At 72.4% G+C, this 20,750-nt stretch carries 24 protein-coding genes; 15 read left to right on the top strand and 9 right to left on the bottom strand.

Annotated elements, in window-relative coordinates; all coding sequences use genetic code 11:
- The first annotated feature begins 20 nt into the window (after window positions 1-20).
- Entirely contained in the window at window positions 21-800 is a 780-nt protein-coding gene (gene hisN, locus ACZ7CD_RS22915; protein WP_360394896.1) for a histidinol-phosphatase, read from the top strand.
- Here hisN and ACZ7CD_RS22910 read toward each other — a convergent pair.
- Genes ACZ7CD_RS22910 through ACZ7CD_RS22895 form a run of 4 tightly spaced genes read right to left on the bottom strand, consistent with a single transcriptional unit; the run spans window position 781 to window position 4,463 of the window.
- The gene (locus ACZ7CD_RS22910; RefSeq protein WP_360394894.1) at window positions 781-1,032 is read right to left on the bottom strand and encodes a hypothetical protein; all 252 of its coding nucleotides are present in this window, start codon (window positions 1,030-1,032) and stop codon (window positions 781-783) included. The genes hisN and ACZ7CD_RS22910 overlap by 20 nt on opposite strands.
- The gene (locus ACZ7CD_RS22905) at window positions 1,029-3,668 is read right to left on the bottom strand and encodes a TNT domain-containing protein (protein ID WP_470379640.1); all 2,640 of its coding nucleotides are present in this window, start codon (window positions 3,666-3,668) and stop codon (window positions 1,029-1,031) included. The genes ACZ7CD_RS22910 and ACZ7CD_RS22905 overlap by 4 nt, the downstream gene beginning before the upstream one ends.
- Window position 3,669: 1 nt before the next feature.
- Window positions 3,670-3,984: a WXG100 family type VII secretion target gene (locus ACZ7CD_RS22900; protein WP_360394889.1), complete on the bottom strand. Its 315-nt coding sequence runs from the start codon at window positions 3,982-3,984 to the stop codon at window positions 3,670-3,672.
- Window positions 3,981-4,463 (bottom strand): YbaB/EbfC family nucleoid-associated protein, encoded by a 483-nt coding sequence (locus tag ACZ7CD_RS22895; RefSeq protein WP_458430290.1) that lies wholly within the window; start codon window positions 4,461-4,463, stop codon window positions 3,981-3,983. Before ACZ7CD_RS22895 ends, ACZ7CD_RS22900 begins: the two co-directional genes overlap by 4 nt.
- Window positions 4,464-4,561: 98 nt before the next feature.
- On the opposite strand from ACZ7CD_RS22895, the gene ACZ7CD_RS22890 reads away from it, so the two are divergent.
- Window positions 4,562-4,999, top strand: coding sequence for a MaoC family dehydratase (locus ACZ7CD_RS22890; protein ID WP_360394885.1), 438 nt, complete (start codon window positions 4,562-4,564; stop codon window positions 4,997-4,999).
- A 9-nt stretch (window positions 5,000-5,008) separates the two neighbouring features.
- On the opposite strand, the gene ACZ7CD_RS22885 is transcribed toward ACZ7CD_RS22890, so the two are convergent.
- The 3 genes from ACZ7CD_RS22885 to ACZ7CD_RS22875 are packed head-to-tail and all read right to left on the bottom strand — an operon-like array spanning window position 5,009 to window position 7,281.
- A complete protein-coding gene (locus tag ACZ7CD_RS22885; protein ID WP_470370115.1) occupies window positions 5,009-5,938 on the bottom strand; it encodes a hydroxymethylglutaryl-CoA lyase in 930 nt (309 codons plus the stop codon).
- A complete protein-coding gene (locus tag ACZ7CD_RS22880) occupies window positions 5,925-6,449 on the bottom strand; it encodes a PH domain-containing protein (RefSeq protein WP_360394880.1) in 525 nt (174 codons plus the stop codon). The genes ACZ7CD_RS22885 and ACZ7CD_RS22880 overlap by 14 nt, the downstream gene beginning before the upstream one ends.
- A 13-nt stretch (window positions 6,450-6,462) precedes the next feature.
- Window positions 6,463-7,281, bottom strand: coding sequence for a biotin--[acetyl-CoA-carboxylase] ligase (locus tag ACZ7CD_RS22875; protein WP_360394877.1), 819 nt, complete (start codon window positions 7,279-7,281; stop codon window positions 6,463-6,465).
- Between the two features lie 117 nt (window positions 7,282-7,398).
- Here ACZ7CD_RS22875 and ACZ7CD_RS22870 point away from each other — a divergent pair, with 117 nt between their 5' ends.
- Both ACZ7CD_RS22870 and ACZ7CD_RS22865 read left to right on the top strand, forming a co-directional pair.
- Entirely contained in the window at window positions 7,399-9,045 is a 1,647-nt protein-coding gene (locus ACZ7CD_RS22870) for an acyl-CoA carboxylase subunit beta (protein WP_360394875.1), read from the top strand.
- Entirely contained in the window at window positions 9,042-9,278 is a 237-nt protein-coding gene (locus tag ACZ7CD_RS22865) for an acyl-CoA carboxylase subunit epsilon (protein WP_360394872.1), read from the top strand. Before ACZ7CD_RS22870 ends, ACZ7CD_RS22865 begins: the two co-directional genes overlap by 4 nt.
- 58 nt (window positions 9,279-9,336) lie before the next feature.
- Here ACZ7CD_RS22865 and ACZ7CD_RS22860 read toward each other — a convergent pair whose 3' ends face one another.
- Window positions 9,337-9,723, bottom strand: coding sequence for a hypothetical protein (locus ACZ7CD_RS22860; protein ID WP_360401720.1), 387 nt, complete (start codon window positions 9,721-9,723; stop codon window positions 9,337-9,339).
- An 80-nt stretch (window positions 9,724-9,803) separates the two neighbouring features.
- Between ACZ7CD_RS22860 and ACZ7CD_RS22855 the strand changes: the two genes are divergently transcribed.
- From ACZ7CD_RS22855 to ACZ7CD_RS22845, 3 genes are all read left to right on the top strand, one after another.
- A complete protein-coding gene (locus ACZ7CD_RS22855) occupies window positions 9,804-11,237 on the top strand; it encodes an MFS transporter (RefSeq protein ID WP_458430287.1) in 1,434 nt (477 codons plus the stop codon).
- Window positions 11,197-11,796 (top strand): Maf family protein, encoded by a 600-nt coding sequence (locus ACZ7CD_RS22850; protein ID WP_360401714.1) that lies wholly within the window; start codon window positions 11,197-11,199, stop codon window positions 11,794-11,796. Before ACZ7CD_RS22855 ends, ACZ7CD_RS22850 begins: the two co-directional genes overlap by 41 nt.
- Window positions 11,797-11,976: 180 nt before the next feature.
- The gene (locus ACZ7CD_RS22845) at window positions 11,977-13,260 is read left to right on the top strand and encodes a dicarboxylate/amino acid:cation symporter (protein ID WP_360401711.1); all 1,284 of its coding nucleotides are present in this window, start codon (window positions 11,977-11,979) and stop codon (window positions 13,258-13,260) included.
- Between the two features lie 3 nt (window positions 13,261-13,263).
- On the opposite strand, the gene ACZ7CD_RS22840 is transcribed toward ACZ7CD_RS22845, so the two are convergent.
- The gene (locus tag ACZ7CD_RS22840) at window positions 13,264-13,920 is read right to left on the bottom strand and encodes a hypothetical protein (RefSeq protein ID WP_360401708.1); all 657 of its coding nucleotides are present in this window, start codon (window positions 13,918-13,920) and stop codon (window positions 13,264-13,266) included.
- A 134-nt stretch (window positions 13,921-14,054) separates the two neighbouring features.
- Here ACZ7CD_RS22840 and ACZ7CD_RS22835 point away from each other — a divergent pair, with 134 nt between their 5' ends.
- From ACZ7CD_RS22835 to ACZ7CD_RS22800, 8 genes are all read left to right on the top strand, one after another.
- Window positions 14,055-15,830: an acetyl/propionyl/methylcrotonyl-CoA carboxylase subunit alpha gene (locus ACZ7CD_RS22835; RefSeq protein WP_360401705.1), complete on the top strand. Its 1,776-nt coding sequence runs from the start codon at window positions 14,055-14,057 to the stop codon at window positions 15,828-15,830.
- 53 nt (window positions 15,831-15,883) lie between these two features.
- Window positions 15,884-16,270 (top strand): DUF1707 SHOCT-like domain-containing protein, encoded by a 387-nt coding sequence (locus tag ACZ7CD_RS22830; protein ID WP_360401702.1) that lies wholly within the window; start codon window positions 15,884-15,886, stop codon window positions 16,268-16,270.
- Window positions 16,267-17,046: an HAD-IA family hydrolase gene (locus tag ACZ7CD_RS22825; RefSeq protein ID WP_470370110.1), complete on the top strand. Its 780-nt coding sequence runs from the start codon at window positions 16,267-16,269 to the stop codon at window positions 17,044-17,046. The genes ACZ7CD_RS22830 and ACZ7CD_RS22825 overlap by 4 nt, the downstream gene beginning before the upstream one ends.
- Before the next feature lie 10 nt (window positions 17,047-17,056).
- A complete protein-coding gene (locus ACZ7CD_RS22820; RefSeq protein WP_360401696.1) occupies window positions 17,057-17,623 on the top strand; it encodes a GNAT family N-acetyltransferase in 567 nt (188 codons plus the stop codon).
- Window positions 17,624-17,629: 6 nt separating this feature from the next.
- Window positions 17,630-18,226: a DUF3558 domain-containing protein gene (locus ACZ7CD_RS22815; RefSeq protein WP_458430283.1), complete on the top strand. Its 597-nt coding sequence runs from the start codon at window positions 17,630-17,632 to the stop codon at window positions 18,224-18,226.
- A 97-nt stretch (window positions 18,227-18,323) separates the two neighbouring features.
- Entirely contained in the window at window positions 18,324-18,689 is a 366-nt protein-coding gene (locus ACZ7CD_RS22810; protein ID WP_360401690.1) for a transcriptional regulator, read from the top strand.
- A 1-nt stretch (window position 18,690) separates the two neighbouring features.
- Complete coding sequence (locus ACZ7CD_RS22805; protein WP_360401687.1) at window positions 18,691-19,926, top strand: PPE domain-containing protein; 1,236 nt, start codon at window positions 18,691-18,693, stop codon at window positions 19,924-19,926.
- On the top strand, window positions 19,926-20,741 hold the full coding sequence (locus tag ACZ7CD_RS22800) for an ESX secretion-associated protein EspG (protein ID WP_470379639.1): 816 nt from the start codon (window positions 19,926-19,928) through the stop codon (window positions 20,739-20,741). The genes ACZ7CD_RS22805 and ACZ7CD_RS22800 overlap by 1 nt, the downstream gene beginning before the upstream one ends.
- Window positions 20,742-20,750 lie beyond the last annotated feature (9 nt).

The following is a 20,750-nucleotide window of genomic DNA, read 5'->3' as shown; positions in this document are numbered from 1 at the left end:
ATTCGTGGAACGATCGCCGCGTGTCACGCCACGATGCTGATCTCGAACTCGCCCTGCGCCTCGCCGACGCCGCCGACGCGATCACCGCCACCCGGTTCCGCTCCCACGACCTCGCCGTGGAGCGCAAACCGGACCGCACCCCCGTGACCGACGCCGACATCGCCGTCGAGGACGCCGTCCGCGCGCTGCTCACCGCCGAACGCCCCGACGACGTCGTCATGGGCGAGGAACGCGGCGGCACGCTGGACGCCGCACGGGTCTGGGTGCTCGACCCGATCGACGGCACCAAGAACTTCCTGCGCGGCGTGCCGATCTGGGCAACGCTGATCGCCCTGGTCGTCGACGGTGTACCGGTCGTGGGCGTCGTGTCGTCCCCCGCGCTGGGCCGCCGCTGGTGGGCCGCCGCGGGCGGGGGCGCGTTCGCCTCCGACGCCGCCGGTGAGCGGGCGATCTCCGTGTCCGGGGTGCGGGAGCTGGAGGACGCCTACGTCTCGACGACCGACCTCAAGACGTGGGTGCGGTACCGCACCCGCGAGTCGTACCTGCGGCTGGTCGACGCCACCTGGGAGAGCCGCGCGTTCGGCGACTTCTACCAGCACTGCCTGGTCGCCGAGGGTGCGATCGACCTGGCCCCGGAAGCGGTCGCGAACCCGTGGGACATCGCGCCGTTCCAGGTGCTGGTGACCGAGGCGGGTGGCCGCTTCACCTCACTGGAGGGTGAGGAGCGCTACGACGCCGGCAACGTGCTGACGTCGAACGGCCACCTGCACGAGGCCGCTCTCACGCTGTTGGCGCCGTGAGGGTTCCGCGTGCGACCTGGGCCCAGGCGAGGCGGCCGAAGAGGTAGTGGCACGCCACGCTCTCGTCGTCGAACCTGGCCCAGTCGTACCGGTTGCCCTGCTCCTGCCAGAACACCTCGTAGCCGTCCTCGGTGAGGACGCACCAGCGCTGGTCCGCCTCCTCGCCGATGCTGACGACGTCGTCCGGCACACCGATCCTGGTCAGCCACTCGGGCAGCGTCTCGACGTTCATGCGGTGATCTCCGTGAGGTAGCCGAGCGCGACGAGGTCGGCGACCGGGTGGGTGGTGCGGTACCGCGCGCCGCCGCCGGGCTGGCCGAACCAGGGTGCGCTGATCGTGCGGTGGACGGGCAGGTCGCGGACGACCCGGTAGCGGCGGTAGCCCTGTCCGGCGCTGTGCGGGGGCAGGGACCGCTCCGCGTACGGCGTGCCCGCGGTGCTCAGGACCCGGCCCTCCGGCGTGCCGAACCGGTCGAGCTCCGCGCCCGCCTGGAGCACCTCCGGCCGGCTGGCCTCGTAGCCGCCCTCGCGTTCGGCGGGCCACCTCGGCTCGCCGTCCTCGGTGAGGAAGAGGGCGTCCCAGTCGCGTTCGTGCATGCCCGCCAACGGGTCGTAGCCCTCCAGCAGGGCCTGCACGACCGGGTGGTCCGCGCCGAGCCCACCGGTCGGCTCGAACGGCCGCGGGGTGGACGGGTCGACCAGGTCCGCCCGCGGGTGGTCCTGCGGGGCGAACCGGGCGACCGGCTCGGTCTCCTCCTGCTTCGGCGCGGGCAGCTGGCGTGCGGGCTTCGGGGCCAGTCGCGGGGGCTGGCCCGCGCTGAGGAAGACCGCCATGAACCAGCTGCCGACCGCGGCCGCCGTGTAAGCGTGGCGGGCGATGTCGTAGGCGATGCCGGGCGCACCGGCCAGTGCCTGCGACTGGTCGCGGTTCTCCAGGCGGTCGGCGATCGGGCTCGACTGCTGGCCGAGGTCCACGCCGGGGGCCACCGGGGCCGAGACGAGGGTGTCGCCGGGGTTCGGTGCGGTGGAGCCACCGGTCGCGGCACCGCCGGGCGCGTCGTCGGCCGGGTCGGGCAGGCCGTCCTTGAGCAGGGCGTCCTTCGCCGGGTCCTTGGCGAGGCCGTCCTTGGTGAGGCCGTCCTTGGCACCGGGCTGGCCCTGACCGGACTGACCGGACTGGCTGGATTGGCCGGACTGGCCGGGACCGCTCTGGCCGGTCTGGGTGCCGAGCTGGCCCGGCTGGTTGCCGAAGGCCTGGCCCGCCGCACCCGCGGCACCTGCCGCGCCGGGCGCACCCGCCTTGCCCGCCGCGGACTGCGCACCCGGACCGGACTGCGCGCCGGGGCCGGACTGGGCACCCGGCTGAGCCGTGCCCTGGGCTGCGGCCTGGGCACCGGGCTGAGCGCCGACCTTGGCACCCTGCTGGCCCTGACCCTGCTGGCCCTGGCCGGTCGCACCGGCCTGGCCCTGCTGACCGGCGACCGCGGCGCCCGCGTGGGCCGCCGCGGCCGGAGCCGCGCCGACGGCACCGGCGGCACCGGCGGCACCACCCACCGCGCCACCGACACCACCGGCGGGTCCGCCGATCGGGCCGGACGGGCCGCTCATCCCCGGGCCGGCGGGTGCGTTCGGAGCGCTCGGGGCACCGGTCTGCGGGGCCGCGGGCTGGTTGTGCAGATCGGGCGTGAACGGGCGGTCGAGGACCGCGGCACCCGCGGCCTGCGTGGTGCCCTCGGCGACGGGGCCGAGGCTGCCGTGGACACTCGGGATGGCGTCGGCGGCGTGCTGCGCGACCGGGGCGACGACGTCGGCGACCGGGCCGAGCACCTGCGGCAGGACCTGCGGGCCCTGGCCGCGGCCGGGGCCTTCGCCACCGCGGCCGGGACCGTCGGCAGGACCCTGGCCCCCACCCTGGGCGGGACCGTGGCCCTCACCGCGACCCTCACCGCGGCCGTGCCCGTCACCGGGGCCGTCGACCGCGTCGAGGACCGGTGCGGCGGCCTCGCGGCCACCGGGGACCGCGTCGAGGACGGGCGCCACGACGGCGGCGGCCGGTGCGGTGACCGGGGCCGCTGCGTCGAGGACGGGTGCGGCGACGTCGGTCACGGCGCCGACCACCGGGGCGACCGGGGCGGTGACCGCGCCGAGCACGGGTGCGACCGGTGCCGTCACCGCGCCGACCACGGGGGCCACGGGCGCGGTCACGCCGGACACGACCTCGGCGACCGGGGCGGTGACACCGGTGACGACCTCGCCGACGGGCGCGAGGACGCCGCCGAGCAGACCGCCGGGAGCGCCACCGAGGTTCAGGCCGGGGCCGTGGGAGCCGGGCGCGGTGTTGACCGGCTGGCCGGCCTGGCCCATGTCGACCCCGCTGTCCAGGCGGATGGCGGAGGTCAGGGTGTTGGTCAGGTTCGCGACGTTGGCCGCGGCGCCGCGGATCAGCGTCTCGAGGCCGAGCAGCGCGGTCTGGTTGCCGGTGCCGGCGGCGGCCTTGGCGGCGTCGTTGTTCTTCGCGAGCGTCACGAGCTCGCGGACGATCTCGACCTTGGCGGCACCGACCTGCTTGGCGGCGTGGTCGAGGCGCGCGGCGGCGGCGTGGCAGCCCTTCGCGGCGCGCTGGAGGTCGCCGTCGGGTGCCACGACCTTGGACCACGTGCCGCGTGCGGCGTCACCGGTCGCGCCGTGCAGGCTCTCGAACGCGCGGCCGGCGGCGCCGTCGGCGGAGGCACCCAGCCGGGTGATCTTGTCGCCGGCCTCGCGCCAGGCCGTGGCACTGGCGCGCAGCTTGTCCTCGTCCGCCTTGGGCCACGAGACGCCTGCCTTGGCGGCGACCTCGGCGAGTTCGGCGGGAAGCTCGATGCCCATGTCAGCCGTCCAACCTTCTCATCGCGGTCGCGTTGCTCTCCTCGACGTGCCGGTACGTCTCCGCGGTCTTGGCGAACTTGTCGCCGACGCCGCCGAACGTGGTCGCGACCGAGGTCAGCGCCGCGGCCGTGGAGTTCGCGGGACCCACGTGCGAGTCGGCGAAGCTGCGCCCGGCCGCGTCGTCGCCCCAGCAGGCACCGAGCGCCGACAGCGTCTTCTCGAGCGCACCCGTGACCTCACCGGCCTGCGCGGCGAACCCGCGCAGCTCGCCGGCACCGGCGTCGAGCCGGCCCAGATCGGCGTCGTACCCGGTCATCGCGCCCTCCTGTTGATGAGCTCGGAGTCGAGCCAGCTCTCGCGCTGCTCGTTGTCCTCGTCGTCGTCCACGCGCCGGCGCGCGGGCTGCTGACCCAGGACCGCCCGGTTGTCGTCGAGCCCGTACTCGTCCGGCTTGAGGTCCGCGGTGCCCGCGACCAGCGCCGCGGGGTCCGTGGCGGCGGGCAGCACGGCGCTCAACGCCTGGTAGGTGCCCTCGGCGGCCTGCGCGGCAGCGGCGGCCACGGTGCGCACGACCAGCTCGGCGAGCTGCTCCGGCCGGTGCCGCCGGTAGGCCACCTCGGACAGTTCCAGCGCCGTGAGCTCGCCGCGGCCGCCCACCGTCGCCGTGACCGTCCCGTCCGGACTGCTCGCCCGCCCGGCCACGGTCGCCAGCTCGCGCTGAACGGACGCCAGCTGCTCGCGGCTGCGCCGGTAGTCGGCCATCAGCTCCTCGACCTGCGCACGGTGGTCGTCCACCGAGTCCCCCTCACACGCATAGCCCTGGGCTCGGGCTGCTTGGACGCCGTTGCCATTAGATCGGTTCCCGGCGACTTCAGTTACGTACGATCAACGACGTGTTCGCCTTCGAGGATCTGCCGGCAGGCCGAATCATCCCGCTCGGCGAGGTGGTCGTCGACCGGGACGAGATGGTCGACTTCGCCCGGAAGTTCGACCCGCAGCCGTTCCACCTGGACGAAGAGGCTGGCCGCGACTCGATTTTCGGTGGGTTGTCCGCTTCCGGCTGGTACACAGCGTCCCTCTGGATGCGCGTCTACGTCGACAAGGTCCTCTCGAACTCCACCGGGCAGGGCTCGCCGGGGGTGCGGGAGCTGCGCTGGCTCGCGCCGGTGTTCGCGGGCGACCGGCTCGCGTTCGAGGTCGAGGTCCTCGGCGCGCGGCTGTCGAAGAGCCGGCCGGGGCTCGGGCTCGTGGAGATGCGCGGGTCGGCCCTGCGCGGCGGCGAGCTGGTCTACCGGTTCGAGTCGACGGGGATGTTCGGCACCCGCGGCTGACCGGACCCGCTACCCCGCCAGCGCCCGCACGACCCGCGACGGGCTCGGCCGCCCGAGCCGTTCCGCCATCCACACCGACGTCTCGACCAGCTTGTCGAGGTCCACGCCGGTCTTCACGCCCAGCCCGTCCAGCATCCACACCAGGTCCTCGGTGGCGAGGTTCCCGGTCGCCGACTCCGCGTACGGGCACCCGCCGAGCCCACCGGCCGACGAGTCCACGGTCGTGACGCCGCACCGCAACGCGGCCAGCGTGTTCGACAGCGCCTGGCCGTAGGTGTCGTGGAAGTGCACGGCGAGCCGGGAGACGTCGCTGAACTCGCCCAGCAGCGCCTCGACCTGGCCCGGCGTGGCGACACCGATCGTGTCGCCGAGCGAGAGCTGCGAGCAGCCCAGGTCCAGCAGCCGTTCGCCGACGGCCACGACCTGGGAACGGGGCACCGCGCCCTCCCACGGGTCGCCGAAGCACATCGACACGTACCCGCGCACCGACAGGCCCGCCGCCAGCGCACGGGTCACCGTCGGCTCGAACATCTCGAACTGCGAGTCCAGCGTCCGGTTCAGGTTGCGCGAGGCGAACGTCTCGGTGGCCGACGCGAAGATCGCGATGTGCGTGACGCCGGCCTCCAGTGCGCGGTCGAGGCCGCGCTCGTTCGGCACCAGCACCGGGTAGGTGACCCCGGCCCTGCGGTCGAGGCCGGCCAGCAGCTCGGCGGCGTCGGCCAGCTGCGGCACCCACTTCGGGTGCACGAAGGACGTGGCTTCCAGGACGGACAGACCGGCGGTCGCCAGGCGGTCGAGGAACTCGATCTTCACCTCGACCGGCACGACCGCGGACTCGTTCTGCAGGCCGTCCCGCGCGCCGACCTCCCAGATCGTCACCGACGACGGCAGCGAACCGGAGCCGACCACGTCGGGCAGGCCGACCTCACGCGCGCCCATTGATGGTCCTCTGCTCGAAGTCGTCTTCGGGGTTGTCGTTCATCTCGCGGTACAGCAAGGTGTGCACCTTCTCCACGGACGGTACGTCGTCGATCGGGATCGGCGCGTCCGACGCCGACTCGACGACCAGGGTGCCGCAGCCGAGCACGCGGTCGACGAGGCTCTGCTCGAACCGGACGCTGTTCACCCGCGACAGCGGGATGTCCAGGCCGGTGCGCTTGACCACGCCCTCGCGGTAGATCACCCGGTCCGAGGTGATCACGAGGTGGGTCGTCCGCCAGCGGGCCAGCGGCACGAGCGTCAGCCCGACGACCAGCAGCAGCGCGACGACCGCCAGCACGGTCCAGGCGATGCCCGCCCACGACAGGTCACCGACGAGCCCGGCCAGGTACGTGCCGAGCACGACCACCACCAGCAGCCAGAACACCGGGAGGACCAGCACCTTCCAGTGCGGGCGCCGGTGGATCACGACGTGCTCGCCGGAGCTCAGCAGGTCGTCGGGGTAGGCCATGGGACAACCCTAGCTACGCAGGGCGCAAATGCACCACGTCACCAGCGGACACGCCGTGGTCGACGCCGTCGGTGCCGCGCACGACGAGGGTGCCGTCGGGCTCGATCCGCTGGGCCGTGCCTTCGAGCTGCACGCCACCGGCGAGCTCGACGCGCACGCGTTGCCCGACGGTCGCGCAGTGCTCCTGGTACTCCTCCAGCACACCGGACTCCACGGCGTCGCCACCGTTCTTGCGCCACACGCCTTCCAGCCCCGCCAGCTCGACGAGCAACCGGAAGGCCAGCTCGCCGCGGTCCAGCTCGCTCGCGCCCACGTCGGCCAGCGACGTCGGGGCCAGCCCACCCGGCGCGGGCTGCACGTCGTCCGGCAGGGCCGCGACGTTCAGGCCGATGCCGACCACGACGGCCGGCTCCACACCCGCGGTGATCTCGGACAGGATTCCGGCGCCCTTCTCGCCCTTGGCGCCGAGCAGCAGGTCGTTGGGCCACTTCAGCGCCGCCTCGACCCCGGTCGAGTGGGCCACCCGCACGAGCGCCAGCCCGGCGATGAGGTTCAGCCACGGCAGCCGCTGCGCCGGCACGTCCGCCGGCCGGAACAGCACGCTGACGTACAGCCCGCCCTCCGGCGACGACCAGCTGCGCCCGCGCCGGCCCTGCCCCGCGCTCTGCTCCAGCGCGATCAGCACGGAGCGGTCCCGCGCGCCCGCGACGGCGGCGGCGGTGAGGTCCGCGTTCGTGGAGGCGGTGGTCTGCACGACGTCGAGCGCGGCGTACGGACCGTGGGGTGCGACCAGCCGCGCGCGCAGCGCTTCGGCGTCGAGTGCGGTGTCCATCGCGCCAGGCTATTGGAACGGAAGAGGGTACGTGCGATCGAACACGACCAACAGGTTGCCGTGACCTGGACAACTGCACGGGGCAGTTCAGCAATGGTCTCGTTAGGCTGCGAGCCCATGAGCAGTGCGACCGAGCCGATCGGAAGCGTCCCCGGCGACGCTTCAGGCGCTCCCGACGTCCACACCACCGCGGGCAAGCTCGTTGACCTCTACCGGCGCAACGACGAGGCGGTCCACGCCGGCTCGGCGCGCGCGGTCGAGAAGCAGCACGCGAAGGGCAAGAAGACCGCCCGCGAGCGCATCGACCTCCTGCTCGACCCCGGCTCGTTCGTCGAGCTGGACGAGCTGGCGCGGCACCGCTCCACGAACTTCGGGCAGGAGACCAACCGCCCGTACGGCGACGGCGTGGTGACCGGTTACGGCACCGTCGACGGCCGTCCGGTGTGCGTGTTCTCCCAGGACGTCACGGTGTTCGGCGGCTCGCTCGGCGAGGTCTACGGCGAGAAGATCGTCAAGGTCATGGACCTGGCGATCAAGACCGGCCGCCCGATCATCGGCATCAACGAGGGCGGCGGCGCGCGCATCCAGGAGGGCGTCGTCTCGCTCGGCCTGTACGGCGAGATCTTCACCCGCAACGTCCGCGCGTCCGGCGTGATCCCGCAGATCTCGCTGATCATGGGCTCGAACGCGGGCGGGCACGTCTACTCCCCCGCGCTGACCGACTTCGTGGTGATGGTCGACCAGACCTCGCACATGTTCATCACCGGTCCGGACGTCATCAAGACGGTCACCGGCGAGGACGTGACGTTCGAGGAGCTGGGCGGCGGCCGCACGCACAACACCAGGTCCGGCAACGCGCACTACCTCGGCAGCGACGAGGAGGACGCGATCGCGTACGTGAAGGAGCTCCTCTCGTACCTGCCGTCGAACAACCTGTCCGACGCGCCCGCGTTCGAGCCCACCCTGGCCGCCGGCTCGATCTCCGACTCGATCACCGACGACGACCGCGCGCTGGACACGCTCATCCCGGACTCCGCGAACCAGCCGTACGACATGCACGAGGTCATCAACCGCGTGCTCGACGACGGCGACTTCCTGGAGGTCCAGCCGCTGTTCGCGCCGAACATCCTGGTCGGCTTCGGCCGCGTGGACGGCCACTCCGTCGGCGTCGTCGCGAACCAGCCCACCCAGTTCGCCGGCTGCCTCGACATCGACGCCTCCGAGAAGGCCGCGCGGTTCGTGCGCACCTGCGACGCGTTCAACATCCCGGTGCTGACGTTCGTGGACGTGCCCGGCTTCCTGCCCGGCACCGACCAGGAGTGGAACGGCATCATCCGCCGCGGCGCCAAGCTGATCTACGCCTACGCCGAGGCCACCGTCCCGCTCGTCACCGTCATCACCCGCAAGGCTTACGGCGGCGCGTACGACGTCATGGGCTCCAAGCACCTCGGCGCCGACATCAACCTCGCGTGGCCCACCGCGCAGATCGCCGTCATGGGTGCGTCCGGCGCGGCGAACATCGTGCACCGCAAGAAGCTGGCCGCTGCGGCAGCCGGTGGTGAGGACGTCGACGCGTTGCGCGGCCGGTTGCAGCAGGAGTACGAGGACGCGCTGTGCAACCCGTACGTGGCCGCCGAGCGCGGGTACGTCGACTCGGTGATCCCGCCGTCCTACACGCGCGGGTACGTGGCGCGGGCGTTGTCGATGCTGCGGGACAAGCGGGAGACGTTGCCGCCCAAGAAGCACGGGAACATCCCGCTGTGAGCGCCGCGGACGAGCAGGCCGCTCCCGAACGGCCGTTGCTGCGGGTCGTCAAGGGCGCGCCGGACGACTACGAGCTGGCGGCGCTGACGGTCGTCGTGGCCGGGCTGGCCGCGGGTGGGCCGGTCGAGGACGCGCCGGCGCCGCGGTCGGAGTGGGCCAACCCCGCCCGGCGGGTGCGCAGGCCGTTGCAGCACGGGCCGGGGGCGTGGCGCGCCTCGGGTCTCCCCGGCTGATCCGGCGTCTGCGAGTACCACCGACTGCCAGTCGGTGGTACTCGCAGACGCCTTCTGGCTAGCAGGGAACGCGGCGGCTCGTGAAGTCGAGGCCCACGGCCACCTCCCGGCACCGTTCCTCACCGTCCACCCTCAGCTTCAACGTCCAGAACACGCTGCCGTACGACTCGGTCGTGCGCAGCACCTGTGCGTCCTGTGTGGGCAGTGGCTGCCGGGACCGCAGCGCGGGTTCGACCTGTGCCAGCAACGCGTTCTCCGCGCGGTCGGCAGGGTTGGCGAACGGCCAGACGGGTACGCCGTAGCCGATGGGATCGCTGGCGAGCACGCCTCCGACGGCACCGGCGCCGAGGAGGGCGCCGAGCGCGACGAGGAGTGCGGCGGTCCGTCTGCGCTTGCCTTCGCGATCGGGACCGCGTTCGGTGAGGACAAGCACCCAGCGCTTCACCCCACCGAGGGTGCCGACGGAAGAGGAGAGCGCGCATCAGTAGTCCTACGCAATCAGCAGACCGGGCTGCCTGGCGTGCCGTGTACGCCCTTTGCGTCGGTTTCTTCATGACGTTGCTGGACACCACGATCGTCAACGTCGCGATGCCCTCGATGCAGGCCGGGCTCGGTGCCTCGCTGAACGACATCATCTGGGTGAACAGCGCCTACCTGCTGGCGTTCGCCGTGCCGCTGCTGATGACCGGCCGGCTCGGTGACCGGTACGGGCCGAAGCGGCTCTACCTGATCGGGCTGCTGCTGTTCGTGCTCGCCTCGCTGGCGTGCGGGCTCGCGGGCAGCTCCACGGCGCTCATCGCCGCCCGCGCGGTGCAGGGGCTGGGGGCCGCGGCCATGACGCCGCAGACGATGGCGTTCATCACGCACCTGTTCCCGGCGGACCGGCGGGGTGCCGCGCTGGGCACGTGGGGCTCGGTCGCGGGACTGGCCACGGTCTCGGGACCGCTGCTGGGCGGTGTGCTGGTCACGCACCTGGGGTGGCAGTGGATCTTCTTCGTGAACATCCCGATCGGGGTGGTCGCACTGGTCCTGCTCGCGCTGTGGGTGCCGGACCTGCGGCCCGGCCGGGCGCACCGGTTCGACGTGCTGGGCGTGGTGCTGTGCTGCGCGGGGCTCGGGCTCGTGGTGTTCGGCATCCAGAACGGCGAGCACTACGGGTGGGGGCGGGTCGCGGGACCGGTCACGATCCCCGAGGTCGTGGTGGCCGGGGTGGTGGTGCTGGTGGCGTTCGTGCTCTGGCAGGCGGCCCCGCGCAACCCGGAGCCGCTGCTGCCGCTGCGGATCTTCCGCAACCGCAACTTCTCGCTCGGCAACGTCGCGAACATCGCCATCGGGTTCACGGTCACCGCCTTCTTCGTGGCGCTGGTGCTGTTCCTGCAGACCGTGCCGAAGCTGTCGCCGCTGATGGCGGGCCTGGTCACGGCGCCGGCGTCGCTGATGTCCGGCACCACGGCGATCTTCGCGGGGCGCTGGTCGAACCGGGCGAACGCCAAGGTGCTGCCGATCAGCGGGTTCGTGCTGCTGGCGGTGAGCATCGGCACGATGACGTTCCTCCTGCACGACGGCAACCAGTGGGTGCTGGTCCCCTCGCTCGTCGCGCTGGGCGTCGGCATGGGGCTGGTGTACTCGCCGCTCACGAACATCTCCATCCGCACGGTCGACCGGTCGCTGCTCGGTGCGGGTTCGGGCATCTACAACACCTCGCGGCAGTTCGGGAACGTGCTGGGCAGCGCCGCGATGGGCGCGGTGCTGCAGGTGGTGCTGGCCGCGACCGGCGACTTCACCACGGCGGTGCGGGCGACGTTCTGGATGCTGATCGCGGTGCTCCTGGTCGGGCTGGTCGCCGCGGTGGCCTTCCGGCCCGTGACCCCGGCGACCACACCCCCGGGGAGCGCACCGCCCGTGCCAGACTCCGGGCGTGCACCTGATCCTGGCCTCCCAGTCCCCCGCTCGTCTTAGCGTGCTGCGGGCGGCGGGCATCGAGCCCGTCGTCCGCGTGTCCGGTGTCGACGAGGACGCGCTGGTCGCCTCGCTCACCGACCCGACGCCCGAGGAGACGGTGGTCGCGCTGTCCGCGGCCAAGGCGGAGGCGGTCGAGCACGACGACGAGTGCGTGGTGATCGGCTGCGACTCGATGCTGCTGTTCGAGGGCGAGCTGGTCGGCAAGCCGGGCACGGTCGAGGTCGCGCGGGAGCGGTGGCAGCGGGTGGCCGGCAAGAGCGGTGTGCTGATCACCGGGCACACCGTGCTGCGGGTGTCCGGCGGGGAGGTGGTCGGCCGGGCGTCCGCGGCCGAGTCGACGACCGTGCGGTTCGGCACGCCGGCCGCCGAGGAGCTGGAGGCCTACCTCGCGACCGGTGAGCCGCTGCACGTCGCGGGCGGCTTCACGATCGACGGGCTGGGCGGCTGGTTCATCGACGGCATCGACGGCGACCACACCTCGGTGATCGGCATCAGCCTGCCGCTCACCCGGCGGCTGCTGGGCCGGTTGGGTGTTCCGGTGTCCACACTCTGGTAGCCCTGGTCACACTTCCTCCCAACAGGGAAGATTGCCCCCAGCGGACGCGTTGGGGGTACGCGGTGAACGAGTATTTGACGCGTCGTCGGACCATCGACCACGGACGCAGGACGAGCACGGGCTGTACGGGCTGACCGCCCCCAGCCCCCTTTCGCTCATCCCTGCCCAGGAGATGTTCCAGTGTCGATCGTCCAGACATACCGCAAACCCAAGGTCTTCGGCCTGACCGTGCTCGCCGCGCTCGTCCTCGGCGCGCTGGCCGGCTGGCTCGGGAAGGGCACGTGGCTCGCGCCCGTGCTCGCCTGGATCGGCGGCAACTTCACCAAGCTGCTCCAGCTCACCGTCATCCCGCTCGTGTTCACGGCGATCGTCGTCGGCATCGCGTCGCTGCGGCACCTCGGCGGCGGTCGCACCGCCGCGCGCCTGGGCGGCAAGACGTTCCTGTGGTTCGGCATCACGTCGCTGGTCGCCGTGCTGATCGGCCTCGCCGTCGGCGCGGTCCTCAAGCCCGGCCAGGGCGTGCAGATCGAACCCGCCGCCGGTGCCGTCGACAAGCTCGCCAAGCGCGCGTCCGGCTCGTGGAGCGCGCTGCTCGACAACCTGGTCCCGTCGAACATCTTCAGCGCCTTCACCGAGGGCGACGTGCTGCAGGTCGTGTTCATCGCGGTGCTCGTCGGCTTCGCGGCCTACGCGCTCGGCGACAAGGCCGCGCCGTTCACGAACCTGGTCCGCTCGTTCTTCGACATCGTGCAGAAGGTCGTCGGCTGGATCATCCTGCTGGCCCCGATCGGCATCTTCGGCCTCATCGGCAACGCCGTCGCCACGTACGGCAACTCGTTCGTGCGGCCGCTGTTCTCGTTGATCGTCGCCGTCTACCTCGGCACCGCGATCGTGCTGTTCGTCGTCTACCCGGTGCTGCTGAAGTTCGTCGGCAAGGTCTCGCCGGTCGAGTTCTTCCGCAAGTCGTGGACGGCCATCCAGTTCGCGTTCGTGTCCCGCTCGTCGGGCGCCACGCTCCCGTTGTCCCGCAAGGCAGCCACGGACCTCGGCGTCTCGCAGGAGTACGCGAACTTCGCCGTGCCGCTGGGCACCACCACCAAGATGGACGGCTGCGCCGCGGTCTACCCGGCCGTCGCGACGATCTTCATCGCGAACCTGTTCGGCATCCAGCTCTCGGTGTGGCAGTACGTCGGCATCGTCGCGGTGGCCGTGTTCGGCGCGTTCGCGACCGCCGGCACCACCGGCTGGTACACGATGCTCACCCTGACGCTGGGCGTCATCGGCCTGCCGCCGCAGGTGATCGCGACCGGTGTGGCCGTGGTCTACGCGATCGACCCGATCCTCGACATGATGCGCACCGCGACGAACGTGGCCGGGCAGATCACCGTGCCGGTCGTGGTCGCCCGCAGCGAGGGCCTGATCGAGGACGGCGCTCCCGCCGAGAAGGAACTGATCAACGCCTGACGCCTAGGCGTCGGTGCAGGGACGGAGCTGGGACAACCTCGGCGCCGGTGCGGGCCAGCCTGGCAGCTGCTCCCGCGCCGGCGCCGCCTGCGTGCAGCCGATGTCCGGACCGAGTGCGCTGAACACCTGCACGAACGCGTCGCGGCACTGACCGCCGCACGCGAGCTGCGCGGCGACGATGTCCGCGACGCCGTCCTCGTCGACGTCGTGCAGCCCCAGGTAGGCCGCGCTCGCCAGGTACGTCGTCTGGATGCGCGACCACGTGCCGTTCTTGCGGACCAGCACCTCGCCGAGCACCTCGTCGTTGTGCGGGCCGCGCACCAGGCACACGCTGACCGCCGACGCGTGGCACAGCAACGAGTCGGCGGTGATCGTCGCGCCCGCCTCGGCGGTGGTCATCTCGAAGATGAACGTGCCGGTCTCCCCGGTCACCCTGATCCGCCCGCCACCGGTGCCGCCGAGCAGCTCCACCATGTCGCCGCCGACCGACCTGCCGACGACGGACTGGCAGACGGTGGTGCCGCAGCGCATTCCCCCGCCGCTGCCGGACTGGCCCGAACCGGTGTGGTCGGGACGCTGGGAGTAGGCGAACACCAGCCCCGCGACGACCACGGCGGCAGCGACGACGGCGACCACCCGCGAGGACCTGGCTGCACCCACAGAGCAGATTGTGGCGGATGGGCCCACGATGGATGTGAAGTGAGCCGTCTCTCCCTCTCCCCGTTCACCGGTTTCCGTAGACTGCGGCACCAGCCAGAGCCGTAATTGCCGGTCCCAGCAGGAGGTACGACGCCGTGTCGCTGCGCAAGGTCCTCATCGCCAACCGCGGTGAGATCGCCGTCCGGGTCATCCGCGCCTGCAAGGACGCCGGGCTGACGAGCGTCGCCGTCTACGCCGACCCCGACCGGGACGCGCCGTTCGTCCGGCTCGCCGACGAGGCGTTCGCGCTCGGCGGGAACACCCCCGGCGAGAGCTACCTGTCGATCGAGAAGGTGCTGGCCGCCGCAGCGCAGTCCGGTGCCGACTCCGTGCACCCCGGTTACGGCTTCCTGTCCGAGAACGCCGAGTTCGCGCAGGCCGTGCTGGACGCGGGCCTGGTCTGGGTCGGCCCGACCCCGCAGGCGATCCGCGACCTCGGCGACAAGGTGACCGCGCGGCACATCGCGATGCGCGCCGGCGCGCCGCTGGTGCCCGGCACCAAGGACCCGGTGTCCGGCCCCGACGAGATCATCGCGTTCGCCGAGGAGAACGGCCTGCCGATCGCGATCAAGGCCGCGTTCGGCGGCGGTGGCCGCGGCCTGAAGGTCGCGCGGACGCTGGAGGAGATCCCCGAGCTGTTCGACTCCGCGGTGCGCGAGGCCGTCACGGCGTTCGGCCGCGGCGAGTGCTTCGTCGAGCGGTACCTGGACAAGCCGCGCCACGTCGAGGCGCAGGTGCTCGCGGACACGCACGGCAACGTGATCGTCGTCGGCACCCGCGACTGCTCCCTGCAGCGCCGCCACCAGAAGCTCGTCGAGGAGGCGCCCGCGCCGTTCCTGACCGACGAGCAGCGCGCCACGATCCACTCGTCGGCCAAGGCGATCTGCCTGGAGGCCGGCTACCACGGCGCCGGCACCGTCGAGTACCTCGTGGGCCTCGACGGGTCGATCTCGTTCCTGGAGGTCAACACCCGGCTGCAGGTCGAACACCCGGTGTCGGAGGAGACCACGGGCCTCGACCTGGTGCGCGAGCAGTTCCGCATCGCCGCGGGCGAGAAGCTGCGGTACACCGAGGACCCGGCGCCCCGCGCGCACTCCATCGAGTTCCGGATCAACGGTGAGGACGCCGGCCGCGGCTTCCTGCCGGCGCCGGGCACCGTGACCACGTTCGTGGCGCCGTCCGGGCCGGGCGTGCGCGTGGACGCCGGTGTGGAGAGCGGTTCCGTGATCGGCGGGCAGTTCGACTCGCTGCTGGCCAAGCTGGTCGTGACCGGCGAGACCCGCGAGGAGGCCCTGGCGAGGGCCCGGCGCGCGCTGGACGAGATGGTCGTCGACGGCATGGCGACCGTGCTGCCGTTCCACCGCGTGATCGTGCGCGACGCGGCGTTCACCGCCGAGAAGCCCGAGGGCTTCACCGTGCACACGCGGTGGATCGAGACGGAGTTCGACAACCGGATCCCGCCGTTCTCCGGTGGCGCGGACGCCGCCGCCGAGGAGGCGCCGCGGCAGACCGTGGTGGTCGAGGTCGGCGGGCGGCGGTTGGAGGTGTCGCTGCCGGGTGACCTCGCGGTGGGCGCGCGTCCGGCCGCCGGTGGTGCCGCCGTGAAGAAGCCGGCGAAGGCCAAGCGCGCGGGCGGCGGGTCGGCGGCGGTGTCCGGTGACGCGGTGGCGGCGCCGATGCAGGGCACCATCGTGAAGGTGGCCGTGGAGGACGGGCAGACCGTCGCGGCCGGGGACCTGATCGTGGTGCTGGAGGCCATGAAGATGGAGAACCCGGTGACGGCGCACAAGGCGGGCACCGTGACGGGGCTGGCGGCCGCGCCCGGTGACCCGATCACCCAGGGCACCGTGATCTGCGAGCTGAAGGACTGACAGCTCAAGCATCTGCGGGGGAAGCAGGGTGGGGGCTCGCCTACCATTGAGGGGTGAGCGACCCGGCACGGGACATCCGCATCGGCGACACCGAGCGCAGCCAGGCGTTGCAGGTGCTCGGTGAGCACATGAGCGCGGGCCGCATCGACGTGGACGAGTACGGCGAGCGGTCCGCGCGGATCACCACCGCGAAGACCCGCGGTGAGCTGCTCGCGCAGTTCCGCGACCTGCCGGACCCGCGGCCGCAGTTCGCCGTGCCGACGCCGATGTTCGACCAGCCCTCTGCCGTGCCCGCGCGCCGCTGGGAGGGCGCGGTGGTGCCGGTGGTCGGGGTCGCCGTGGTGATCGCGTTCTTCGTGCTCGTCAAGAACCCGCTGATCTTCCTGCTCATCCCCGCCGTCGCGATCCTGTGGGGGCAGTGGAACGGGCGCCGGCGGTGAAACCGCTGCTGCTGCTCGACCTCGACGGGGTGCTGCGCGCGTACCCGCCGACCCCGCCGGACATCGCCGCCGTCGCGTTCGAGCCCGGTCTGCTGCACCGGGCCGTCACCGGTGAGATCACCGACGCGCAGTGGCAGGACGAGATCGCCAGGACGATCCCCCGCGAACGGGTCGACGCGTGGGCGGCGGGCGGTGAGGTCGTTCCCGAGGCCCTGCACCTGGCCCGGCTGGCACGCCGGCAGTGCTTCGTGGCGCTGCTGTCGAACGCGACCACGCGGCTGGAGGCGGACCTGGCCGTGCTCGGGCTCGACGGGGAGTTCGACGCGGTCTTCAACTCCTCCCGCCTGGGCGTCGCGAAGCCGGACCCCGCGATCTACCGGCGGGTGCTCGACGAGCTCGGCCGCACCACGGCGGTGTTCTGCGACGACAGCGAGGAGAACGCCGTCGCGGCGACCGCGGCCGGGTTGGACGGCGTGCACGTGCCGGACGTGCGGGCGCTGCGGGTGGCGCTGGCCACGCGCGGGCTGATCCCGCCGACCGTGCTGCTGGTGCTGCCCGACCGCGACGAGGCCGAGGAGCTCGCCACCGAGCTGCTGGGAGAGGGCTGGGCGCCCGTGCGGGTGCACCGGGACATGCTGGCCGGTGAGGACGACGCCGAGGACGTGGACTGGGTGGTCGAGCTGACCACCGCACCGGACGGCTCCCCCGCCTCCGCGCACCGCGACGAGCTCGACGAGCTGGCGGAGCGGCACGACGGGTTCGCCGCGGAGCACTAGCCTCACCCGCGTGGAAGCAGTCGAGATCAACGCCGGCGAGTACTACCTGAGGGCGTTCCGGCGGGACGACCGGATCAACGACGTCCCGGCGATCACGGCCGCGTTCGCCGACGAGGAGACGCGCCGGTACATGCCGAGGATGGGGCTGCACAACGAGGCGGCGGCCGAGATCTTCGTCGACTACCTGACCAACGGCTGGACCTACGAGCAGCGCGTCTCGTGGGCGGTGTGCGACGCGACGACGGCCGAGCTGCTGGCCGGCGTGGTGATCCGCGACTTGGACCTGAAGTTCGGGCTCGGCGAGATCACCTGCTGGACGCAGCCGGAGCACCGCGGCCGGGGCGTGCTGACGATCGCGCTGAACTCGACGCTCGCGTTCGCGTTCGGCGGGCTGGGCGTGCACCGGGTCGCCTACCGGCACGCGGCGTCGAACAAGGCGTCGCAGCGCGTCGCGGAGAAGTGCGGGTTCACCCTGGAGGGTCGACTTCGCGACGAGGCGATAGTCGATGAGCAGCGAGAAGACATGTTGCTCTGGTCTCGCCTGGCCACGGACCCCTTCCCGGAGCAGCTACGGTGACCGGCCATGCGGATCCGAGCGCTCCTCACCGCCGCGGTGGTGGTGCCGGCGCTGGCGCTGACCGGGTGCACGACCGGCCCTGAACGCAGCTCCGGCGACAGCAGTGCCCCGCCGCCGGCGCCCACGTCCTCGGCGACCAGGCCGTCCCTGCCGCCCCGGCCGCTGGCGGTCCCGCTGGACGAGGTCGACCCGTGCGCGGTGCTGACCGCCGACCAGCGCACGGCGCTGAGCCTGGACAGCCCGCCGAACCCGTACGTCGAGACGAGCTTCAACGGCGCGAAGGCGTGCTCGATCCGCAGCACGACCAGCGGCAACGTCGCCCGCCTCGCGCTCGTCCTGGTCTCCGGCGCCGACGTGTGGATCTCGGAGAACGCCCAGGTCGAGTACGTCATCGGGGCGATCGAGGGGTTCGCGGCGATTACTGTCCGCACACCCGGGATCGACGACGTCTGCAACGTCGAGGTCGACGTCGCCGAGGGCCAGTTCCTCGACGTCATGTTCCGCGACGGCGGCAATTCCAGTGGCGCGCAACAAGATCATTTGTGTCTCGGGGCCCAGCGGGTGGCGGAGGCCGCGATGGCCAGTTTGACCCAGAAGCGCTGACCCACACGGGGGGAAGTCACCCGTTGCACTCCACAGCGTTACCTTCGGTGGTTAGAGTGGCTGAGCGCTTGCAAGCACAACCGCCGGAGGTTCCACCATGCCGCCAGGGGGACGCAGCGGGGCTGACTCCTCGCCGCCCGTCCAGCACGAGCTGAACGTGGAGCCGGACGCGATCCCCGCGTTGCGCAGCACCTTCTCAGCCGCGTTGACGAAGCTCGACAAGCAGATCGAGCTCGCCGTCACCGAGTTCCGGGTCCGCCCGTGGGCCGGCGACCCGGTCAGCGCCGAGGCAGCGGAGAAGTTCAACGAGCGGTCGGTCACCGACGGCGACTCCGCCCTCGAGGCGCTGCAGAACTACCAGCGGCAGCTGAAGACGGCGATGGACAACCTGAACCAGATCGAACGCCAGTACCGCGTGGTCGAGGGCGACAACACGGGCCTGATGGGGAAGAGTGGTTGCTGAGATGGTGGAGCACCGCTGGCAGGGCTACAGCCACGAGGAACTCTACGCGCGCATCCACGCCGGTCCCGGCGCTGCTGCCTCGCACACCTCGGTCGAGCGCTGGGCCGGTGTGTCCAGTGCGCTGAGCGAGATCAACGACGACCTGCACCGCGGCATCGCGAAGTCCGGCGCCCGGTGGCAGGGCAGGGCGGCCGAGCAGGCCGCCGCCGGCATGAACCCGCTCGCCGCCTGGGCCGACGGCGCCCGCGGCGGAGCCGACGTCATGCGCTACTCGGCCGAGCTGCAGGCCGACCACATCGCCAAGGCCCGCGCCGACATGCCCGCCCCTGTGAAGGTGACGGCGGAGCAGCCGAACGCGCTGGTCAGCGGCATCGTGCACCTCTTCGGCGGCCAGACCGACCACGAGCAGCAGGAGGCGGCAGCGGACTCCGCGGAGCGCCGCGCCCGTGAGGTCATGGCCACCTACGCGTCGTCCACGACGGCGAACACCTCGACGCTGGGCCAGTTCACCCAGCCGCCGCAGCTGCAGATCAGCGCCTCGGGCATCACGTCGAGCAGCGGTCCCGGCGTGCACACGCCCGGTGGCTGGGTCTTCGGCCCGCACGGCGGCACGGGCACCGGTCCGCGCACCCGCACGGGCTCCGGCTCGCGCGGCTCGACCACCGCGCCCCCGCGTGGCGGCAGCGGCACCGCTCCGGGCACCACGACCCGCAGCTCGGGCGTGTCGCCCGCGGCGACCACGGGCAGGGGCACCGGTTCGACGTCGCTGTCCTCGGCCGGCCAGGCCGGCACCGCGGGCACGTCCGGTCCGGCGGGCACCGGCGCGGCCGGCGTCGGCACCACGGGCGCCGTGCCCGGTCAGCGCACCGGCAACCGCTCGTCGTCCTCGGCCGGCACCGGTGAGGTGAAGGAGATGGAGGAGGGCGCGACCGCGTCGTCGTCGGCGGCCGTCGGCCAGATGGTCGGCCACACCGCGACGGTCAACAACGCGGGTGGCGCCCACGGTTCGTCGATGGGCCCGCTGGGCACCGTCGGCGGGCAGAACAACGACCGCGTGCACCAGCGCTCCGTGCCGTTGCCGCAGTCGTACGACCCGTTCGGCGGCATGGGCCCGCGCAAGGGTGAGGACGAGGAGGACCTTGAGCACAAGGCCGCCGACTACCTGCGCGAACGCGATGACATCTACGGGATCGGCAGCTACGCGCTGCCGGTGATCGGGGAGAGCACGACCGACTGATGACGCTGCTGGGCCTGGACCTCGGGACGAGTGACACGCGCGACCCGGTGGTCATCTCCGCGCTGGAGTTCGACGTCCTCTGGGAGCACCTCGGCCTGGAGACGATGCCGCTGGTGCTCAAGGTGCCCTCACCGGGCAAGACCCGCGAGGAACGCCGCGTGCTCGAGGACCAGGTCTGGCGCCAGCTCGGCGCCCGCGGCCTGGGCGGCCCGCGGTCGCTGGACCCGACCCTGGAAGACCTGCTGCACGTGCTCAACCGCCCGCAGCGGGAGATCGACGCCCGCCTCTGGCTGCACGAGCGCAGCGTCCGCCTGCTGGCGGCCGGCAAGGGCCAGGCCGGTGTGCTCGCCGTCCTCGACGGCGGCCAGCTCCTGCTGCGCCCCGCGGAGGCCGACGGGCTGCCCCGTGAGGCCCTGACCGTCCTGCCGTCCGCGCCGGCCGGGGAGGGCCACTCCATCACCCTGCCGTCGGCGGACCTGGACGCGGCGGCCTCCTCGGCGGCCTCACCCGAGGACCTGGAGGCCGAGCTGCGCTCCCGCGGCCTGCGCGCCGACGACGCCCACGCGCTGGCCGACATGGTCCGCGACGCCACGCACCGCGGCCAGTTCGGCGCGGCGGCCCGCGACAAGTGGGGCAAGCGGGTGCGGCCGGACCGGGTGGTCTCGTTCTACGACACGCCCCAGGGCCGCTACCTGCAGATGCGCCGGGCCTCGGAGGGCAGGCCGCCGTGGTCGACGATCACCCCGGTGGACTACCGCCGGCTGCACCACCACCTGGTGGAGCTGCTGGAAGAGGCCACCGGCCAGCCGTCCTGACCCGTCACG

This window comes from Lentzea sp. NPDC036949 (assembly GCF_055608075.1).
The sequence above is the reverse complement of the archived record's forward strand: the minus strand, read 5'-3'. Positions and strand labels throughout refer to the sequence as shown.

Coding starts and splice junctions, on each gene's coding strand:
- ACZ7CD_RS22910 (WP_360394894.1), bottom strand. CDS start 1,032: ATGAACGTCGAGACGCTGCCCGAGTGGCTGACCAGGATCGGTGTGCCG.
- ACZ7CD_RS22905 (WP_470379640.1), bottom strand. CDS start 3,668: ATGGGCATCGAGCTTCCCGCCGAACTCGCCGAGGTCGCCGCCAAGGCA.
- ACZ7CD_RS22900 (WP_360394889.1), bottom strand. CDS start 3,984: ATGACCGGGTACGACGCCGATCTGGGCCGGCTCGACGCCGGTGCCGGC.
- ACZ7CD_RS22885 (WP_470370115.1), bottom strand. CDS start 5,938: ATGGGCGCGCGTGAGGTCGGCCTGCCCGACGTGGTCGGCTCCGGTTCG.
- ACZ7CD_RS22880 (WP_360394880.1), bottom strand. CDS start 6,449: ATGGCCTACCCCGACGACCTGCTGAGCTCCGGCGAGCACGTCGTGATC.
- ACZ7CD_RS22875 (WP_360394877.1), bottom strand. CDS start 7,281: ATGGACACCGCACTCGACGCCGAAGCGCTGCGCGCGCGGCTGGTCGCA.
- ACZ7CD_RS22870 (WP_360394875.1), top strand. CDS start 7,399: ATGAGCAGTGCGACCGAGCCGATCGGAAGCGTCCCCGGCGACGCTTCA.
- ACZ7CD_RS22815 (WP_458430283.1), top strand. CDS start 17,630: ATGCGGATCCGAGCGCTCCTCACCGCCGCGGTGGTGGTGCCGGCGCTG.
- ACZ7CD_RS22810 (WP_360401690.1), top strand. CDS start 18,324: ATGCCGCCAGGGGGACGCAGCGGGGCTGACTCCTCGCCGCCCGTCCAG.
- ACZ7CD_RS22805 (WP_360401687.1), top strand. CDS start 18,691: ATGGTGGAGCACCGCTGGCAGGGCTACAGCCACGAGGAACTCTACGCG.
- ACZ7CD_RS22800 (WP_470379639.1), top strand. CDS start 19,926: ATGACGCTGCTGGGCCTGGACCTCGGGACGAGTGACACGCGCGACCCG.